This window comes from Actinoplanes sp. NPDC023714 (genome assembly GCF_040639855.1).
In the GTDB taxonomy this organism is placed as follows: domain Bacteria; phylum Actinomycetota; class Actinomycetes; order Mycobacteriales; family Micromonosporaceae; genus Actinoplanes.
On the sequence record NZ_JBFAAR010000004.1, the window covers coordinates 357,704 to 376,409 of the forward strand.

At 70.5% G+C, this 18,706-nt stretch carries 18 protein-coding genes; 11 read left to right on the forward strand and 7 right to left on the reverse strand.

What is annotated here, in order from left to right:
* The first annotated feature begins 9 nt into the window (after positions 1-9).
* The 8 genes from rapZ to AB0G10_RS20970 all read left to right on the forward strand — a co-directional run bounded on the left by rapZ (position 10) and on the right by AB0G10_RS20970 (position 7,032).
* Complete coding sequence (gene rapZ / locus AB0G10_RS20935) at positions 10-897, forward strand: RNase adapter RapZ (protein ID WP_360923912.1); 888 nt, start codon at positions 10-12, stop codon at positions 895-897.
* A complete protein-coding gene (yvcK, locus tag AB0G10_RS20940; protein ID WP_360923915.1) occupies positions 894-1,877 on the forward strand; it encodes a uridine diphosphate-N-acetylglucosamine-binding protein YvcK in 984 nt (327 codons plus the stop codon). Before rapZ ends, yvcK begins: the two co-directional genes overlap by 4 nt.
* Positions 1,878-1,942: 65 nt before the next feature.
* A complete protein-coding gene (gene whiA, locus AB0G10_RS20945) occupies positions 1,943-2,923 on the forward strand; it encodes a DNA-binding protein WhiA (RefSeq protein WP_127547765.1) in 981 nt (326 codons plus the stop codon).
* Positions 2,924-3,177: 254 nt separating this feature from the next.
* Positions 3,178-4,176: a type I glyceraldehyde-3-phosphate dehydrogenase gene (gene gap, locus AB0G10_RS20950; protein ID WP_360923919.1), complete on the forward strand. Its 999-nt coding sequence runs from the start codon at positions 3,178-3,180 to the stop codon at positions 4,174-4,176.
* A 6-nt stretch (positions 4,177-4,182) separates the two neighbouring features.
* Positions 4,183-5,394, forward strand: a complete 1,212-nt coding sequence (locus AB0G10_RS20955) for a phosphoglycerate kinase (protein WP_360923922.1) — start codon at positions 4,183-4,185, stop codon at positions 5,392-5,394.
* On the forward strand, positions 5,395-6,183 hold the full coding sequence (tpiA, locus tag AB0G10_RS20960) for a triose-phosphate isomerase (protein WP_360923925.1): 789 nt from the start codon (positions 5,395-5,397) through the stop codon (positions 6,181-6,183).
* Positions 6,184-6,281: 98 nt separating this feature from the next.
* Entirely contained in the window at positions 6,282-6,533 is a 252-nt protein-coding gene (secG, locus tag AB0G10_RS20965; protein WP_360923928.1) for a preprotein translocase subunit SecG, read from the forward strand.
* A 154-nt stretch (positions 6,534-6,687) separates the two neighbouring features.
* Positions 6,688-7,032, forward strand: coding sequence for an RNA polymerase-binding protein RbpA (locus AB0G10_RS20970; protein WP_360923931.1), 345 nt, complete (start codon positions 6,688-6,690; stop codon positions 7,030-7,032).
* Positions 7,033-7,072: 40 nt separating this feature from the next.
* On the opposite strand, the gene AB0G10_RS20975 is transcribed toward AB0G10_RS20970, so the two are convergent.
* The 6 genes from AB0G10_RS20975 to tkt all read right to left on the reverse strand — a co-directional run bounded on the left by AB0G10_RS20975 (position 7,073) and on the right by tkt (position 14,314).
* Positions 7,073-7,657: a GNAT family N-acetyltransferase gene (locus tag AB0G10_RS20975; protein WP_360924991.1), complete on the reverse strand. Its 585-nt coding sequence runs from the start codon at positions 7,655-7,657 to the stop codon at positions 7,073-7,075.
* 28 nt (positions 7,658-7,685) lie between these two features.
* Positions 7,686-8,405, reverse strand: a complete 720-nt coding sequence (gene pgl / locus AB0G10_RS20980) for a 6-phosphogluconolactonase (RefSeq protein WP_360923934.1) — start codon at positions 8,403-8,405, stop codon at positions 7,686-7,688.
* An 82-nt stretch (positions 8,406-8,487) separates the two neighbouring features.
* A complete protein-coding gene (locus AB0G10_RS20985; RefSeq protein ID WP_360923937.1) occupies positions 8,488-9,474 on the reverse strand; it encodes a glucose-6-phosphate dehydrogenase assembly protein OpcA in 987 nt (328 codons plus the stop codon).
* On the reverse strand, positions 9,471-10,991 hold the full coding sequence (gene zwf / locus AB0G10_RS20990; protein WP_360923940.1) for a glucose-6-phosphate dehydrogenase: 1,521 nt from the start codon (positions 10,989-10,991) through the stop codon (positions 9,471-9,473). The genes AB0G10_RS20985 and zwf overlap by 4 nt, the downstream gene beginning before the upstream one ends.
* Before the next feature lie 76 nt (positions 10,992-11,067).
* The gene (tal, locus tag AB0G10_RS20995; RefSeq protein ID WP_360923943.1) at positions 11,068-12,180 is read right to left on the reverse strand and encodes a transaldolase; all 1,113 of its coding nucleotides are present in this window, start codon (positions 12,178-12,180) and stop codon (positions 11,068-11,070) included.
* Between the two features lie 19 nt (positions 12,181-12,199).
* On the reverse strand, positions 12,200-14,314 hold the full coding sequence (tkt, locus tag AB0G10_RS21000; RefSeq protein ID WP_360923946.1) for a transketolase: 2,115 nt from the start codon (positions 14,312-14,314) through the stop codon (positions 12,200-12,202).
* Positions 14,315-14,578: 264 nt separating this feature from the next.
* Between tkt and AB0G10_RS21005 the strand changes: the two genes are divergently transcribed.
* The 3 genes from AB0G10_RS21005 to AB0G10_RS21015 all read left to right on the forward strand — a co-directional run bounded on the left by AB0G10_RS21005 (position 14,579) and on the right by AB0G10_RS21015 (position 16,915).
* Positions 14,579-15,523, forward strand: a complete 945-nt coding sequence (locus AB0G10_RS21005) for a heme o synthase (protein WP_360924994.1) — start codon at positions 14,579-14,581, stop codon at positions 15,521-15,523.
* Between the two features lie 217 nt (positions 15,524-15,740).
* A complete protein-coding gene (locus AB0G10_RS21010) occupies positions 15,741-16,034 on the forward strand; it encodes a hypothetical protein (RefSeq protein WP_360923949.1) in 294 nt (97 codons plus the stop codon).
* Positions 16,034-16,915 (forward strand): hypothetical protein, encoded by an 882-nt coding sequence (locus tag AB0G10_RS21015; protein WP_360923952.1) that lies wholly within the window; start codon positions 16,034-16,036, stop codon positions 16,913-16,915. Before AB0G10_RS21010 ends, AB0G10_RS21015 begins: the two co-directional genes overlap by 1 nt.
* Positions 16,916-17,610: 695 nt before the next feature.
* On the opposite strand, the gene AB0G10_RS21020 is transcribed toward AB0G10_RS21015, so the two are convergent.
* Complete coding sequence (locus tag AB0G10_RS21020) at positions 17,611-18,555, reverse strand: COX15/CtaA family protein (protein ID WP_360924997.1); 945 nt, start codon at positions 18,553-18,555, stop codon at positions 17,611-17,613.
* Positions 18,556-18,706 lie beyond the last annotated feature (151 nt).

Genomic DNA, 18,706 nt, shown 5'->3' on the forward strand with positions numbered 1-18,706 from the left:
GAGGCGTGCGTGGACGAGGTAGTGGAGCCCGATGAGGCCGGCACCGATCTGGTGGTGGTGACCGGGCTCTCCGGAGGCGGGCGCAGCACTGTCGCCCGCGCGCTGGAGAACGTCGGCTTCTACGTGGTCGACAACCTGCCGCAGGCGCTGATGCTGGAGATGGCCGAGCTGGCGTTCGCGGCCGGCGGCGCGGCCCGGCGCACGGCCATGGTGCTCGACGTGCGCAGCCGGGCGTTCTCCACCGACCTGGCCGGCGCGGTCCGGGAGCTGAAGGAGCGCGGGTTCTCGCCGCGGGTGGTCTTCGTGGACGCCGACGACGAGGTGCTGATCCGGCGCTTCGAGTCGGTGCGGCGCTCGCATCCGCTGCAGGGCGACGGCCGGCTGGCCGACGGGATCGCGGCCGAGCGCAAGCTGCTCGAGGAGGCCCGCGACCAGGCCGACGTGATCATCGACACCAGCCACCTGAACGTGAACCAGCTGCGCCGCCGGGTCGAGGAGCTGTTCAGCGGCGACGACTCGCGCCGGCTGCGGATCACCGTGCTCTCCTTCGGCTTCAAGTACGGCCTTCCGCCGGACGCCGACTACGTGCTGGACGCCCGCTTCCTGCCGAACCCGTTCTGGGTGCCGGAGCTGCGCGAGCACACCGGCCTCGAGGAGGGCGTGAGCGGCTACGTGCTGGGCCAGGAGGGCGCGTCCGAGTTCGTCGGCACCTACGCCGGCCTGATCGCCGCGACCGCGCCCGGCTTCGAGCGGGAGGGCAAGCGCTACCTCACGGTCGCGATCGGCTGCACCGGCGGCAAGCACCGCAGTGTCGCGATCGCCGAGGAGCTCACGGCGCGGCTGTCCGGGATGCGGCTCTCCGCGCATACCTCGCACCGCGACCTGGGGCGCGAGTGACGGCGGCGCCGATCCGGGTGGTCGCGTTCGGCGGCGGGCACGGCTTGAGCGCCTCGCTGCGCGCCCTGCGGCACTGCACCCACACCCTCGACCTGGACGTCACCGCGATCGTGACGGTGGGCGACGACGGGGGCTCCAGCGGCCGTCTGCGGGCCGAGCGGGATGCCCTGCTGCCGCCGGGTGATCTGCGGCAGGCCCTCGCGGCGCTGGCGGACGATCATCCGACGGCCCGGCAGACCGCGAGCCTCATGCAGCACCGGTTCGCCGCGATGCCGGAGCAGCGGCCGGCCGGTCGCTCCCCGGACTCCCTGGCCGGGCACGCGGTGGGCAACCTGCTGCTGCTCGGGCTGATCGAGATGCTCGGCGACCCGGTGCGGGCGCTGGATCACGCCGCCGCGATGGTGGGCGCCCGGGGCCGGGTGCTGCCGATGGCGCTGCACGCGGTCGGCATCGAGGCCGACATCCACGATTCCCAAGACCACACCATCACCGTACGAGGTCAGCACGCGGTCGCGGTCGCCGACGGCAGGGTGACCGCCCTGCGGTTGGTGCCGGAGAACCCGCCGGCCTGCCCGGAGGCGATCGAAGCGGTTCGCGGGGCGGACTGGTTGATCTTCGGGCCGGGGAGCTGGTACACCAGCGTGCTGCCGCATCTGCTGGTGCCGGAGCTGGCCGCCGCGATCGTGGCGAGCCCGGCCCGGCGGCTGGTCACGCTCAACCTGAGCGCCGACAAGGAGACGTCCGGCCTCTCCACGGCCGACCACCTGGCGGCGCTGCACTGGTACCTCCCGGAGCTCCGGGTGGACGCCGTGCTCGCCGACGCCAAGTGGGCGGGCGAGCCGGAACCGGTGCGCGCGGCCGCCCAGGCGCTCGGCGCGGAGCTCGTACTGGCACCCGTCGCCGTTGCGGACGGCAGCCCACGGCATGATCCTGAGTCGTTGGGCGTTGCACTGGTGCCAGTATTGGGCGCCGCTCGTTAGTTAGTGGCGTAGTGCGGCACACAAGGCTCACTTTTCACTTATCCGGCGCATGAGGTGACGAGACGATGGCGATGACGGCAGCAGTCAAGGACGAGCTGAGCCGGGTCGACGTGCCCAAGCCCTGCTGCCGGAGGGCGGAGATGGCGGCCCTGCTGCGCTTCGCGGGCGGGCTGCACATCGTCTCCGGGCGGGTCGTGGTCGAGGCGGAGCTGGACACCGGCGCCGTCGCGCGGCGCCTGCGGCGGGAGATCGCCGACGTGTACGGCTACCAGAGCGAGGTCCACGTGCTGGCCTCCGGCGGCCTGCGCAAGGGCAGCCACTACATCGTCCGGATCGTCAAGGACGGCGAGGTGCTGGCCCGCCAGACCGGCCTGCTCGACGTGCGCGGCCGTCCGGTGCGCGGCCTGCCGCAGCACGTCGTGAACGGCAACGTCTGCTGCTCGGTCGCGGCCTGGCGGGGCGCGTTCATGGCGCACGGCTCGCTCACCGAGCCGGGCCGCTCCAGCGCCCTGGAGATCACCTGCCCGGGTCCGGAGGCGGCGCTCGCGCTGCGCGGGGCCGCGCGGCGGATCGGCATCACCGCGAAGGAGCGCGAGGTCCGCGGGGTCGACCGGGTGGTGATCAAGGACGGCGACGCGATCGCGGCCCTGCTCACCCGGATCGGCGCCCACTCCAGCGTGCTGGCCTGGGAGGAGCGCCGGGTCCGCCGCGAGGTCCGGGCCACCGCGAACCGCCTCGCCAACTTCGACGACGCGAACCTGCGCCGCTCGGCGCGGGCCGCGGTCGCGGCGGCGGCCCGGGTCACCCGCGCCCTGGAGATCCTCGCCGACGACGCGCCTAACCATCTGACCTCGGCCGGCCGGCTGCGCCTCGAGCACCGGCAGGCGTCCCTCGAGGAGCTTGGCGCGCTCGCCGACCCGCCGCTCACCAAGGACGCGATCGCCGGCCGGATCCGCCGCCTGCTGGCCCTCGCCGACAAGCGCGCCCGCGATCTCGGGATTCCGGACACCGAAGCGGCCGTCACCCCCGAGATGATGGCCTGCTAGTGACTTCCGGCCCTCGGCGCGGGGCCCCGGTTTAGATAACGTTCAGGTCGCGGCCCCGCCGCTCCGGCGATACCCGGCCTCGGCTAGGGTCACTGGTGACGGCGACGGTGCCGGCAGTCCGGCCGAACCCCCCGCTGTGATCCGCTCCTTCGGGCGCGGCGGCCGGGCGCCATTGGACGCGGCCCTCCACCTGGCGGGCATGCAGACCCTCCGCCGGTCGCAGAACCCGGCGGACCGAAACGAGGAGACCACCTGTGACCATCCGGGTTGGCATCAACGGCTTCGGCCGTATCGGTCGTAACTTCTTCCGGGCCGTTCTCGCGTCCGGCGCCGACATCCAGATCGTCGGCGTCAACGACCTGACCGACAACGCCACGCTGGCTCACCTGCTGAAGTACGACAGCATCCTGGGCCGTCTCGGCCACGAGGTGAAGGCCACCGCCGACGAGATCACCGTCGGTGGCAACACGTTCAAGGCGTTCGCCGAGCGTGACCCGAACAACCTGCCGTGGGGCGACCTGGGCGCCGACGTCGTCATCGAGTCGACCGGCTTCTTCACCGACGCCACCAAGGCCAAGGCGCACATCGACAAGGGCGCCAAGAAGGTCATCATCTCGGCGCCGGCCAAGAACGAGGACATCACGATCGTGATGGGCGTCAACGACAACCTCTACGACGCCGCGAAGCACAACATCATCTCGAACGCGTCCTGCACCACGAACTGCCTCGCCCCGATGGCGAAGGTCCTGAACGACACGATCGGGATCGAGAAGGGTCTGATGACCACGATCCACGCGTACACCCAGGACCAGAACCTGCAGGACGGCCCGCACAAGGACCTGCGCCGCGCCCGCGCCGCCGCCCTGAACATCGTGCCGACCTCGACCGGCGCCGCCAAGGCCGTCAGCCTGGTGCTGCCGGAGCTCAAGGGCAAGCTGGACGGCTACGCCCTCCGGGTGCCGATCCCCACCGGCTCGGCCACCGACCTCACCTTCACCGCCGCTCGCGAGACGTCGGTCGAGGAGGTCAACTCGGTGATCAAGGCGGCCGCCGAGGGCGCGCTCAAGGGCATCCTGGTCTACACCGAGGACGAGATCGTGTCGGCCGACATCGTCACCGACCCGGCCTCCTCGATCTTCGACGCCGGCCTCACCAAGGTCATCGGCAACCAGGTCAAGGTCGTCTCGTGGTACGACAACGAGTGGGGCTACTCGAACCGCCTCGTCGACCTGGTCAAGCTGGTCGGGGCCTGATCTGCCTTGAAGACTCTCGACGACTTGCTCGGCGAGGGTGTCTCGGGTCGGCGCGTCCTCGTGCGCGCCGACCTGAACGTCCCGTTCGACAAGAATGCCCCCGCCAAGGGAGAAGGCGCAGTGATCAGCGACGACGGCCGCGCCCGCGCGGTGCTGCCGACGCTCATCGCCCTGCGTGACGCGGGCGCCCGCGTCATCGTGATGTCGCACCTGGGCCGCCCGAAGGGTGAGCCGGACCCGAAGTTCACGCTTCGCCCGGTCGCCACCCGACTCGCCGAGCTGCTGGCGTCGTCGGTCGTCTTCGCCGACGACACCGTCGGCCCGGAGGCCACCCAGGCGGTCGCCGAACTGAACGACGGCCAGGTCCTGCTCCTCGAGAACCTGCGGTTCAACAAGGGCGAGACCTCGAAGGACGACGCCGAGCGCGGCGCGTTCGCCGACGAGCTCGCGAAGTTCGCCGACTTCTACGTCGACGACGCGTTCGGCGCGGTGCACCGCAAGCACGCGTCGGTCTTCGACGTGCCGGCCCGCCTCCCGCACTACGCCGGTGGTCTCGTCCTCAAGGAGGTCGAGGTCCTCAAGAAGGTGTCGGAGAGCCCGGAGCAGCCCTACGTCGTCGTCCTCGGCGGCTCGAAGGTCTCCGACAAGCTGGCCGTCATCCAGGCGCTGCTGCCGAAGGTGGACAAGCTGCTCGTCGGTGGCGGCATGTGCTTCACCTTCCTGAAGGCGCAGGGTCACGAGGTGGGCAAGTCCCTCCTCGAGGACGAGATGGTCTCGGTGTGCGCCGATCTGCTGGCGCAGGCCGACGGCCGGATCGTCCTGCCGGTCGACGTCGTCGCCGCCACCGAGTTCTCGGCGGACGCGACGCACGACGTCGTCGACGCCTCGGCCATCCCGGCCGACCGGCTCGGCCTCGACATCGGCCCTCGTTCGACGTCGCTGTTCGCTGAGGCGATCGCCGGCGCGAAGACCGTGTTCTGGAACGGCCCGATGGGCGTCTTCGAGCTCGCCCCGTTCGCCGCGGGCACCCGTGGCGTCGCCGAGGCGATCACCAAGATCGACGGCTTCTCGGTCGTCGGCGGCGGCGACTCGGCCGCCGCGGTCCGCACCCTCGGCCTGGACGAGACCGCGTTCGGCCACATCTCCACCGGCGGGGGCGCGTCCCTGGAGTACCTCGAAGGCAAGACGCTGCCGGGCGTCGCCGCACTGGAGAAGTGAATGACGACCCCCCGTAAGCCGATCATCGCCGGCAACTGGAAGATGAACCTCAACCACTTCGAGGCGAATCTGCTGGTCCAGAAGCTGGCCGCGAGCCTCACCCCGGCCCAGCTCGAAGCCGTCGAGACGGTCGTGCTGCCGCCCTTCACCGACCTGCGCACCGTGCAGACCGCGGTGGACGGCGACAAGCTCGGCATCGCGTACGGCGCGCAGGACATCTCGCAGCACGCGTCCGGCGCGTACACCGGCGAGATCGCCGGCTCGATGCTGGCGAAGCTCGGCTGCTCCTACGTGGTGATCGGGCACTCCGAGCGCCGCGAGTACCACAACGAGAGCGACGAGCTGATCAACGCGAAGATCAAGGCGGCCTTCGCGGCCGGCCTGACCCCGATCTTCTGCGTCGGCGAGGGTCTGTCGATCCGCGAGGAGTCCGCCCACGTCCCGCACTGCACCGCGCAGGTGGACGCCGGCCTCGACGGCCTCAAGGAAGACCAGATCAAGCAGATCGTCATCGCGTACGAGCCGGTCTGGGCGATCGGCACCGGCAAGACCGCGACGCCGGAGGACGCCCAGGAGGTGTGCGGAGCGATCCGTGCCCGTCTGGTCGAGAAGTTCGGCGCCGAGGTGGCCGAGGCGGTCCGCATCCAGTACGGCGGCTCGGTCAAGGCGGGCAACATCGCCTCGATCATGGCGCAGCCGGACGTGGACGGCGCCCTGGTCGGTGGCGCGGCTCTGGACGCCGAGGGCTTCGCCGCCATCGTGCGCTTCCCGGAGCACGTCGCTCGCTGATTTACTCCGACAACGCTGGTGCCCGGCCGTAACAAACGGCCGGGCACCGGCTATTGTGGGACGGCTTGCTGTGCCCTTCGAGAGGAATGAACCCGACCATGCCGATCGCGTTCGCTTACACGTTGATCGTGTTGCTGATCATCACCAGCATTCTGCTGACCCTGCTGATCCTGCTGCACCGGGGCAAGGGCGGCGGCATGTCGAGCATGTTCGGTGGCGGCGTCACCTCCAGCCTGGCCGGTTCCTCGGTCGCGGAGAAGAACCTGGACCGTTACACCGTGCTGGTGGGCATCATCTGGTTCGCCTGCATCGTGGGCCTCGGATTCTGGTTGAAGCTCGCCCTGGCGTAATGCTTCCTGGCGGGCGCCTCTAGCCGTACAATCGCCGCGCGGCCGGTTTCTCCGGCCGCGCGGTTTTTTGTCCTCGCCGTCCGGTTTCGAACGATCTCGAAACAAACCCCCGTCCGGACGGCCTCTGAGGCCCCTCGAGACAGGAGTGACGTCCGTGTCCAGTGGCAGCGCTATCCGCGGCAGTCGTGTCGGGTCCAGCCCGATGCGGCCCGACGAGCGCACCGAACCCGCACCGCGCAGGCAGATCACGTATTTCTGCGCGGCCGGCCACGACAGCCAGATCTGGTTCGCGGCGGAGGCCGCGGCCCCGGAGACGTGGGACTGCCCGCGCTGCGGTCAGCCGGCCGGCCTCGACCGGTCGAACCCGCCGGGACGGCTGCGCGTGGAGCCCTACAAGTCGCATCTCGCGTACGTGAAGGAGCGTCGCTCCGAGGAGGACGCCCAGGCGATCCTCGCCGAGGCGCTCGCGAAGCTGCGGCAGCGCCGCGGCGAACGATGATGTCGGGCCGGCTGCACGGGGGCAGCCGGCCCTCCACCACCTACACGTCGCGTCCCAGGAAGAGCGCGCCGGTGTCCTGCGTCGCGATGTCGTGGAAGCCGAGCCGCTTGTAGAAGGCGTAGGCGCCGTGGTTCTCCGGCGCCATCCCGAGGTGCACCCGCGGCACGCCGGCCGCGCGCAGGCCGTCCAGGAAGGCCGTCATGAGCCGCCGGCCGAGCCCCTGCCCCTGCGTCCCGGGCAGCAGGTCGATGTGCAGGTGCGCCGGATAGGCCGCGAGCTCCGGCAGGAGCATCCGCTCCGGGTCGCGGTGCAGATCCAGCATCACCTCGTCGCGAGGATCACCGTCGACCAGGCGGTCCGCGGTGGCCGGCAGCCACTCGTCCCGGTACCACCGCACGAACGCCGGGGTGTCCGCCGTGCCGAGGATGTATCCGGCCGGGCGTCCGGTGCCGTCGTCGACCACGTGCGCGTGCTCCGGCTCCCGCACCACATAGGGCACCGCCCAGATGTCCCCGAGCAGGCGGTCCGAGCTGTACATCCCGCGCGCGTCCTGGCCGGCGGCGCCGGTCCGGGCACAGATGTCGTAGATCGCCTCGAGGTCACTGGCCCGGTAACTGCGGATCATCACCGGGCCAGTGTAGGAAACGGCGTCCTCAGCGGATCTCGGCGGCGGCAGCCTGATCCAGGAGCCAGAGCGTCTTCTGTACGCCGGTGGCGCTCGCGGCCGGCAGATGAGCGCCGGAATGGACCGCCCCGATGGGAGCGGCCTTGTCCGGACCGGCCGCGATCAGCCAGACCTCCTCGGCGCTCCGGATCGTCTCGAACGTCAGCGTGACCCGGGTGGGCGGCGGCTTCGGGCTGTCGAAGACCGCGGCCGCGGCGCCCTCGGCCTGCAGACCCGGGTGGTCCGGGAAGAGCGACGCCACGTGGCCGTCCTCGCCGACGCCGAGCATCAGCACGTCGAACCGGGGGAGGGTGGCGCCGAGCTCGTCGATGTACCGCGCGGCGGCCGCGATGGCGTCGTCGCCGTCCGGGCCGTCGCTGGCCGGCATGGCGTGCACCCGGGCCGGGTCCAGCGGCAGCTTGTCGAGCAGCGCCTCGCGGGCCTGGGTCTCGTTGCGGTCCGGGTCGCCGGACGGCAGGAACCGCTCGTCGCCCCACCACAGGTCCACCCGGGACCAGTCGATCGCGGCGGAGGCCGGCAGCTCGCGGACCGCGCGCAGCACCTTCGCGGCGACCCGGCCGCCGGTCAGCACCACGCTCGCGTCGCCGTGCACCGCCTGCGCGTCGATGATCTTGATGACGAGCCGTGCCGCCACCGTGGACGCCAGAACGTCGGCGTCCGGAACCACCACGACCACGGTCTCACTCAATTGAGGTCTTCTCCTTGTTCGGTTCTTCTCAAAGGGCCGCCCGCCGCGATGCGGCGGACGGCCCTCTCGTCGATGTTCGTCGTCAGGCGGCGGCGCTGGCGGCCCGGGCGGCGAGCGCCGGGTCCTTCCAGACGTGTACGCGCATCGGCGCGCGGTGGTTGAGGTTCGGCACCCCGGCCATCGCGCCGAGCGCGTCCGCGTAGATCTGGTCGGCGTCGAGCCGGCGCAGCTCCTCGGCGAGCTCGTCACCGACGGCCCGCTTCGGCAGAGGCATGTACCGGTCCTCCTGGCCGGTCCGGCTGAACAGCGCCGTGCCCTCCTCGCGGGTGACCCGGACGCAGTCGCCGTTCTCGCACTGCAGCTCCACCGAGTGCAGGCGGGGCGCCCGGTCGGTGTGCTCCAGCACCGGCTCGATGCCGAGGCGGGACTTGAGCCAGCCCAGCATGAGCCACGCGGTGGGGTCCTTCTCCGGCGCGACGATCCGGGCGCCGGTCACCCGGGCGTCGGTGGAGTCGAACGCGCCGGCCACCAGCGTGCGCCACAGGGTGATCCGGGTCCAGGTGAGGTCGGTGTCGCCGGGGGCGTAGTCGACGGCCCGCTGCCGCAGCGCGGCGACCGGGTCGGGGGACTGCGCCGCGTCGGTGATCCGGCGGTCCGCCACCACGCCGAGGAAGTCGTTGGCGATCATGTTGGGCGGCTCCTCGTGCCACCACGACACGACCGGCACGTCCGGCGCGAGCAGCGGCATGACGACCGACTCGGCGTGCAGCGCGAGACGCCCGTACATCCGCATGACGACCGCCTCGGCCGGGCCGAGGCGCCCGCCCACGACGATCTCGGCGTCCAGGCGGCTGCGGCCCTCCAGATCGGAGCGCACCACGATGAGCAGACGGCACGGGTGGGCCGCCGCGGCGATGGTCGCCGCCGCCTCGGCCTCGCGGACCTTCTTCTCCTCGACCACCGCGATCAGCGTGAGCGCCAGGCCCGACGCCACGCCGCCGGCGCTGCGTCGCTCCGCGGCCAGGGCCTTGACGACCTCGTTGCCGGTGGTGTCCCAAAGGCCGATCATGCTCGCCTCCACGCGCGGCCCTCGCGGGCCAGCATCTCGTCCGAGGCCCGCGGGCCCCACTCACCGGACCGGTACGGCTCCGGGGTCGTCCCGGCCCAGGCGGCCTCCAGCGGGTCGATGACCCGCCACGACTGCTCCACCTCGGCCGCGTCCGGGAAGAGCGTGCGGTCGCCGATCAGCACGTCGAGGACGAGCCTCTCGTACGCCTCCGGGCTGGACTCGGTGAACGCCTCGCCGTACTGGAAGTCCATCGCGATGTCGCGGACCTCCATGGCGGTGCCCGGCACCTTCGAGCCGAACTTCAGCACCACGCCCTCGTCCGGCTGGACGCGGATGACCAGCTGGTTGTGGCCCAGCATCTCCACGTCGGCCGGGTCGAACGGCAGGTGCGGCGCCTGCTTGAAGAGGATCGCGATCTCGGTGACCCGCCGGGGCATCCGCTTGCCGACCCGTACGTAGAACGGGACGCCCGCCCAGCGCCGGTTCTGGATGCCGAGCCGGACCGCCGCGTACGTCTCGGTCTTGGAATCCGGCGGGATGTTCGCCTCCTCCAGGTAGCCCGGTGCGCGCTCGCCGGCCACCCAGCCGGGGAGGTACTGGCCGCGGACCGAGCCCTTGGAGATGTCGGCCGGCAGGCTGATCGCCTTCAGGACCTTGAGCTTCTCGGCCCGTACTTCCTGGGGGTCGAAGCTCGTGGGCTCCTCCATGCCGACCAGCGCGAGCAGCTGCAGGAGGTGGTTCTGGAGCACGTCGCGCGCGGCGCCGGAGGCGTCGTAGAACGCCGCCCGGGTGCCGATGCCGACGTCCTCGGCCATGGTGATCTGCACGCTGTCGACGTACTTGGAGTTCCAGACCGGCTCGAACAGGCTGTTCGCGAAGCGCAGCGCCAGGATGTTCTGGACCGTCTCCTTGCCCAGGTAGTGGTCGATCCGGTAGACGTCCTGCGGGTTGAACACGTCGTCGACGAGCTCGTTCAGGCTGACCGCGGACGCGTAGTCGTGGCCGAACGGCTTCTCGACGACCACCCGGCGCCAGCCGCCCAGCTTCGCGTTGTCGGCGAGGCCGGTGCGGTTCAGCTGGTTGAGCACCAGCGGGAACGCGGCCGGCGGGATGGAGAAGTAGAAGGCGGTGTTGCCCGTGATGCCGTTGCGCTCACGGAGGTCGTCGAGAGTCTCGGCCAGCTTGTCGAAGTCGCCGTCGTCGTCGAACGAGCCGGGGACGAAGTGGAACTGGCTGTTGAGCCGTTGCCAGACGTCCTCCCGCCAGGGCGTCCGGGCGCCCTTCTTGGCAGCGGCGTAGGCGAGCGACTCGAAGTCGCCTTCGCCTCCCCAGTCGGCCCGGGCGAAGCCCACGACCACGAAGCCGGGCGGCAGAAGACCGCGGTTGGCCAGGTCGTACACGGCCGGGATGAGCTTCTTTCGGGACAGGTCACCGGTGACCCCGAAGATCACCAGAGCGCAGGGCTCCGGAATCCGCGGAAGCCGACGGTCCTGTGCGGTACGCAGCGGATTACCCACGTTGCCATCCTGCCAGGTTTTCGGAGATGGAGCGGCCTGTCGCGGGAGTCCCACGACAGGCCGCAGATGTTGCCGATCAGGCGCTCTTGCCGGCCTTCAGCGACGTGGTGACGTGCTCCAGGAGCTCGTTCCAGCTCGCCTCGAACTTCTCCACGCCCTCTTCCTCGAGGACCTTGAAGACGTCCGCGAAGTCGACGCCGGCCGCGGTGAGGTCGGCGAAGACCTTCTTGGCGTCGGCGAAGTTCGGGGTGACGGTGTCGCCCTTGGTGGTGCCGTGGTCCTCGTACGCGAAGATGACCGACTCCGGCATGGTGTTGACCGTGCCGGGCGCGACCAGCTCCTCGACGTAGATGGTGTCGAGGAAGTCGGGGTTCTTCGTGCCGGTGGACGCCCAGAGCGGACGCTGCGGGTGGGCGCCGGCCGCGGCCAGGGCCTTCCAGCGGTCACCGCCGAAGACCTCGGTGTACGCCTCGTACGCGAGCCGGGCGTTGGCGATCGCCGCCTTGCCCTTGAGGGCCTTCGCCTCGTCCGAGCCGATCTTGTCGAGGCGCTTGTCGACCTCGGTGTCCACGCGGGAGACGAAGAACGACGCGACCGAGCCGATCTTGCTGAGGTCGTGGCCGTTCGCCTTGGCCTTCTCCAGGCCCTCCAGGAACGCGTCCATGACGGCCCGGTAGCGCTCGACCGAGAAGATCAGCGTGACGTTCACGCTGATGCCGTTCGCCAGCACCTCGGTGATGGCGGGCAGGCCGGCCACCGTCGCCGGGATCTTGATGTAGAGGTTGGGACGGTCCACGAGCCACCAGAGGGTCTTCGCCTCGGCGATCGTGGAGGTGGTCTCGTGCGCCTTGCGCGGGTCCACCTCGATGGAGATCCGGCCGTCGACGCCGTTGGACGCGTCGTACGTCGGCCGGAACACGTCGGCCGCCCAGCGGACGTCCTTCGCGGTCATGAGGCGGATGGCCTCCTCGACCGTGACGCCCTGCACCGAGAGGTCACGCACCTGCTCGTCGTACGCGTCGGCGTCGGAGAGCGCCTTCTGGAAGATGCTCGGGTTCGTGGTCACGCCGACCACGTGCTGATCGCGGCGCAGCTTGTCCAGCGAGCCGCTGGTCAGGCGTACCCGGGAGAGATCGTCGAGCCATACCGCCACACCCTGGGCGGAGAGCTCAGCCAGCCTGTCCGTCATTGCCTTGCTCCTTCGAAGTTCAGTTGCCGGTCTTGTGGCCGGTGATCTCGCCGACCTTGGCGAGCGAAGCGTTGGCCTTCGCGACGACGTTGTCCGCGGTGAAGCCGAACTGCTCGAACAGGATCTTCGCGGGGGCGCTGGCGCCGTAGTGCTCGATGCTGACGGCCTCGCCGGCGTCGCCGATGATGCGGTCCCAGCTCATCCGGATGCCGGCCTCGACCGAGACCCGGGCCTTCACGCCGTGCGGAAGAACCTGCTGCTGATATGCAACGTCCTGCTGGAAGAACCATTCCTGACAGGGCATCGAGACGACCCGGGTCGGGGTCCCCTCGGCCTCGAGACGCTCCTGCGCGGTGAGCGCGATGGACACCTCGGAGCCGCTGGCGATCAGGATCACCTTCGGGGTGCCGGTGGACGCCTCGGACAGGATGTAGCCGCCCTTGAGGGTGCCCTCGGCCGACGCGTACTTGCTGCGGTCGATCGTGGGCAGGTTCTGCCGGGACAGCGCCAGCGCGGTCGGCCGGTCGGTGTGCTCGAGGGCACCACGCCAGGCGTACGCGGTCTCGTTGGCGTCGGCCGGGCGGACCACGTCGAGGCCGACGATGGCGCGCAGCGCGGTCAGCGTCTCGATCGGCTGGTGCGTCGGGCCGTCCTCGCCGAGACCGATCGAGTCGTGCGTCCACACGAAGACGACCGGCAGCTTCATCAGCGCGGAGAGGCGGACCGAGCCGCGCATGTAGTCGCTGAAGACCAGGAAGGTGCCGCCGTACGGGCGGGTGCCGCCGTGCACCGCGATGCCGTTGAGGATCGAGCCCATGCCGTGCTCACGGATGCCGAAGTGCAGCGTGCGGCCGTACTCGTGGCCCGGGAAGGCCTTGGTGGCGTACTCCGACGGGATGAAGGACGGCTCGCCCTCCATGGTGGTGTTGTTGCTCTCCGCCAGGTCGGCGGAACCACCCCAGAGCTCGGGCAGCACCGGCGCGAGCGCCTTCAGGACCTTGCCGGACGCGGCGCGGGTGGCCAGGCCCTTCTCGTCCGCCGGGAACTCGGGCAGAGCGTTGTGCCAGCCCTCCGGCAGGGTGCGGGTGGCGAGGCGGTCGAAGAGCGCCTTGCCCTCGGCGTTGCCGGCGGCCCAGGCGTCGAACGCCTTCTGCCACTCGGCGCGCGCCGCCTTGCCGCGCTCCACGACCTGCTGCGCGTGCTTCACGACCTCTTCGTCGATGGCGAACGGCTCGTTCGCGAAACCGAGGATCTCCTTGGTCGCGGCGATCTCGTCGGCGCCCAGCGCGGAACCGTGGATCTTGCCGGTGTTCTGCTTCTTCGGCGCCGGCCAGCCGATGATCGTCTTGAGGACGATGAACGACGGCTTGTCGGTGACCGACTTGGCGGTCTGGATCGCGTTCCAGAGGGCCTCCACGTCTTCGTGGTAGCCGTCCTCACCGCGCCAGTTGACGGTCTGGACGTGCCAGCCGTACGCCGCGTAGCGCGCGCCGACGTCCTCGGACTTGGCGATCCGGGTGTCGTCCTCGATGGAGATCTCGTTGTCGTCGTAGATCACCGTGAGGTTGCCGAGCTTCTGCACCGCCGCGATGGCGCTGGACTCGTGGGAGACACCCTCCTCGATGTCACCGTCCGAGCAGAGCGCGTACACGTGGTGGTCGAACGGCGACTGGCCGGCCGCGGTGTCCGGGTCGAACAGGCCGCGCTCGCGGCGGGCGGACATCGCCATGCCGACCGCGTTGCCGATGCCCTGGCCCAGCGGGCCGGTGGTGATCTCCACGCCGGGGGTGTGGCCGTACTCCGGGTGACCCGGGGTCAGCGAGTCCCACTGGCGCAGGGCCTTGAGGTCATCGAGCGAAGTGCTGTATCCGTTGAGGAACAGCTGGACGTAGAGCGTGAGGCTGGAGTGACCGCAGGACAGCACGAAGCGGTCGCGTCCCGCCCACTCCGGGTCCGTGGGGTCGTGCCGCATCACGCGGTTGAAGAGGAGGTAGGCGGCCGGCGCCAGGCTCATGGCGGTACCGGGGTGGCCGTTGCCGGCCTTCTCCACGGCGTCCATGGCCAGGACCCGGGTGGTGTCCACCGCCTTGCGGTCAAGGTCGGACCAGTTGAGAGCGGGATCTGTGGCAGCCACGTCGGTTGTGCTCCTCGGGCAAAATAATGGAACCCTTTTCGGCTTGACCCTATCCAGTCGGGCTAAACACGTGCGCAGTGAACGCCCTAGACACATACGCTGTGGGCGGACACGCCGGATCAAGTGGTGTGACGGTATGCACCCGTACTGGGTGCCCCGAGCAGCGGAGACGGCTGCGCGTAGGCTGTCCGGGCGGGCCGCTGGGTGAATACCCGGCAACGGCCGCGAAATAAAGCCGATGCCGGAAGGTGGCTGTCCGTGAGCATGATCACCGAGCGTCCCGTCCACCGACGGTCGCCCGGCGGGGCGGAGCCTGCGCCTCGCAACCGGATGGCGCTCTTCAGGGCATACCTGGCGTTGACCAAGCCGCAGATCGTCGAGCTGCTGCTGGTCACCACGGTGCCGACGATGATGCTCGCGGCGGGCGGCTGGCCGGACGCCGTGACGTTCGCCGCGGTCCTGGTGGGCGGCGGTCTGGCGGGCGGCGCCGCGAGCGCGCTGAACTGCTACATCGACCGCGACATCGACCAGCTGATGCGGCGGACCAAGCGCCGGCCGCTGCCGGCGCACGAGATCACGCCGCGCGCCGTACTGATCTTCGGTCTGACCCTTGCGGTCATCTCCGTGGTGCTGATGGCGGTGCTGACGAACTGGCTCGCCACCGTCCTCACCGCAGCGTCGATCTTCTACTACGACGTGGTCTACACGATGTGGCTGAAGCGCCGGACTCCGGCGAACACCTTCTGGGGTGGGGTCTGCGGCGCCGCGCCCGTGGTGATCGGCTGGGCCGCGGTGACCGGGTCCATCTCGTCCCTGGCCTGGGCACTCTTCGCCGTCGTCTTCTTCTGGCAGATGCCGCACTTCTACGCGCTCGCGGTGAAGTACAAGGACGACTACGCCCGCGCCGGCATCCCGATGCTGCCCGTGGTCCGGTCGATGAACCGGGTGAACGTCGAGATCCTCGTCTACACCGTCCTCACCGTGGCCGCCTCGCTCGTGGCGTGGCCCCTCGGCGCCGGGGAGTTCGGTCTGGGGTGGATCTACGGCGGCACGGCGATCGTGATGGGCGTGGTCTTCCTCGCCGAGGCGATCCGTCTCACCTGGCGGACATGGCAGGGACACACGGTGAAGCCGATGCGGCTGTTCCACCTGTCGATCACATATCTCACCGTCGTATTCATGGCGCTCGCTGTCGATGTGTTGATCTGACCCCGCATTCGCTCGGATTTATCGCACCGGATGACCGGATTTGTCGCTTGTGTCAGTCACTGTCCGTCACTCGAAGGGTTGGTCTCGGTCGACCTCGCAATTCGGACGTAATCCGCTCATAACAATGCAACGGATTTCGAAACCTGCAGGTAATTGGAGTCACAAAAGAACTCCGCTGGTACCCGCGTGGCGCGTCTGACTGCTTAGGCTTCGGTCCATGGCAGAAGGTTCCGTAACGACACTGACCCGCGAGATCAAGTCTTTCGCCGCCGGGCACGGCGGTGCGAAGGCGGTGATCGAGTACGTCGGTAAGCGCGGCGCCCGCATCGTCCTCGTCGGCGAGGACGGCGAGTGGTCCGACCAGTTCGCCCAGGACACCGGTGTCGCCCGCGAGGCGTGCGAGGGCGCCGGCGTCGCCGTGGAGAACGAGTGGGAGCGCGAGCTCCTCGAGCAGATGCGGCCCAGCAACGACCTGTGGCGTTCGATGGCGCGCCGGAGCATGGCCCGCTAGTGAGCAGCTCCTCGCCGGCGGTCGCGCTCGTCACCTGCGCGACCTTCCCCGACCTCTGGGACGACGATCACCCCCTGCGCGACGCGCTGCGCTCGCGCGGGGTGGCCGTCGAGGCGGTCCGCTGGGACGACGAGTCCGCGGACTGGTCCCGTTTCGACCTCACGGTGATCCGCTCGCCGTGGGACTACGTGGCCCGGCGCGACGACTTCGTGGCCTGGGCGCACCGCGTGCCGCGCCTGCTGAACCCGGCCGCGATCGTCGAGTGGAACACCGACAAGGTCTACCTCCGCGACCTCGCCGAGGCCGGCATCCCCACGATCCCGACCACGTTCGTGCCACCCGGCGCGACCTGGGCGCCGCCCGCCGAGGGCGAGTGGGTGGTGAAGCCGACGATCAGCGCCGGCGCGCAGGACACCGGCCGGTACGCCCTGCCCGCCCAGGCCGACCTGGCCTCCGCGCACGTGGCCCGGCTCCAGGCGGCCGGCCGCACCGCGATGATCCAGCCGTACCTCGCCGCCGTCGACTCGGCCGGCGAGACCGCCGTGCTCTGCACCCCGGACGCGTCCGGCGAGCTCTCCTACAGCCACGCCATCCGCAAGGGCCCGCTGCTGACCGGCCCGGCCGACGGCTCCATCCAGCCCGGCGACGAGACCATCGATCCGCGCGTGCCGTCCGAGGCCGAGCTCGCCGTGGCCCGGCGGGCGCTGGCCGCCATCCCGGGCGGCACCGAGGCGCTGCTCTACGCCCGCGTCGACCTGATCCCGGGCCCGGACGGCGAGCCGACGCTGATCGAGCTGGAGCTGACCGAGCCGAGCCTGTTCCTGCGTACGGCGCCCGACGCGGCCCCCCGCCTCGCCGAAGCAATCCTGAAGCGTCTCTGAGCGCCCCGGCTCCCGGCTCCCAGCTCCTCGGGTGCGAGGCTGGGGCGTTCGCTTCTCACGGAGCCGCGTCTTCCCTCCAAGCCGGAGCCGCGTCGTCTGCCGGGGCCGCACCTTGCCCGCCGGAAAGCCCTCACCGAACCCAGCCCGCAACCTAGGTTCCTAGGACGCTCAAGGCAACGGTGATATGTGCTGCGGGCGACCGGCCGTGGCCTTCCTCTGCCGTCGACCGGCTGTGCGGGAGAGCGGCAATTCGGGCGTGGATGTTGCGATGGCGTGCAGCCGGGCGCGGTTGGCTGTGCGGGAGAGCGGCAAATCGGGCACGGCCTGAGTGCGCAGGTCAGGTGGCTGCGTGCTGTTGCTTCGGAACGACTGTCGGGCGGCGATGGGCCCGCCCCTTGGTGGCGGACGCCGGGCGCTGCGCGGGCGCATGACGGGCTGCGCGTGGGTGCCTTGTCCGTCGGGGGAACGGGCCGGCGGAGGGTCAGGGCGCGCCGGGGCCCGGGGAGCGTCAGGGCACGCCGGGGCTGGGAGCGTCAGGGCACGCCGGGGCTGGGAGCGTCAGGGCACGCCGGGGGCTGGGAGCGTCAGGGTGCGCCGGGGCCGGCGGCTGGGTGCGCCGGCGGAAGGTGGCCGCAGGTGTGGTGCGCCACGGGACGGCGGTGGTGCGGTCGGGGACGGCTTAGGTCGTACAGAAGTTAAAGCGCCACCGACTCCCTCGCCGGCGCCGGATGGATCGTCTCCGAGGGCTCGATGAGGGACGGGCGGGTGCGGAGGGACCAGAGGACGGCGAGGGTTGCCGTCCAGGTCACGGCCGCGCCCAGCATGTGGGCCGCCACCAGGAGGACCGGGAGGTGGGTGAAGTACTGCACGAAGCCGATCAGGCCCTGGCCGAACTCGACGGCGATCAGGACGGCGGCTGCGCGGATGGTGGCGGGCGGCGCGTCGAGGGCGCGCAGGGCGAACCAGAGGGCCACCGAGAGGCCGATCAGCAGGAAGACCAGGTCGGCGTGGAACTGGGAGATCGTGGCCGGGTCGAGGCCGTTGCGCTTGGCGCCCTGGTCGCCGGCGTGCGGGCCGCTGCCGGTCACGACGACGCCCACGGCGATCACGGCGAAGCTGACGACCGCGGTGATCCAGGCCAGGTGGCGGATCGGGGCGGGCACCAGGGGGACCGGTCTGCCGTCGCCCTCGCCGATGCGGCGCCAGAGTGCGTAGCAGCCGGCGATCAGGGCGATCGAGAGGATGAAGTGCAGGCCCACGACCCAGGGGTTGAGGTTGGTGAGGACCGTGATGCCGCCGACGACGCCCTGGCCGGGGATGCCGAGCGCGATCACGATCGCCAGGACGATCAGCGAGCGGCGGCGGGGGCGCTGGACGAGGGTGGCGAAGAAGGTGGCGAAGGCGAGCGCGACGAGCACGAACGTGAGCAGGCGGTTGCCGAACTCGATCATGCCGTGGACGCCCATCTCGGCCGTCGTCGTGTAGGAGTCGTCGGTGCATTTCGGCCACGTGGGGCAGCCGAGACCGGAACCGGTGAGCCGGACCGCCGCGCCGGTGACGATCAGCCCGGCGTTCGCCACCAGGGAGGCGAGCGCGAGGGGGCGTGCCGCCGCGGCCAGGCGCCGCCCGGGACGGGACAGCGAAGCGGACTCCAGGAGCGATCGGGAGGACTTCACCCGACGGATCGTACGCGCGCCCCCCGACAGGAATTTTGGCAGCTCCGGTCACCGGTGGGGTGGATCACCGGGGCCGGGTTTGCAGGGCCTCGCGGAAATACGTAACGTTGGCGTA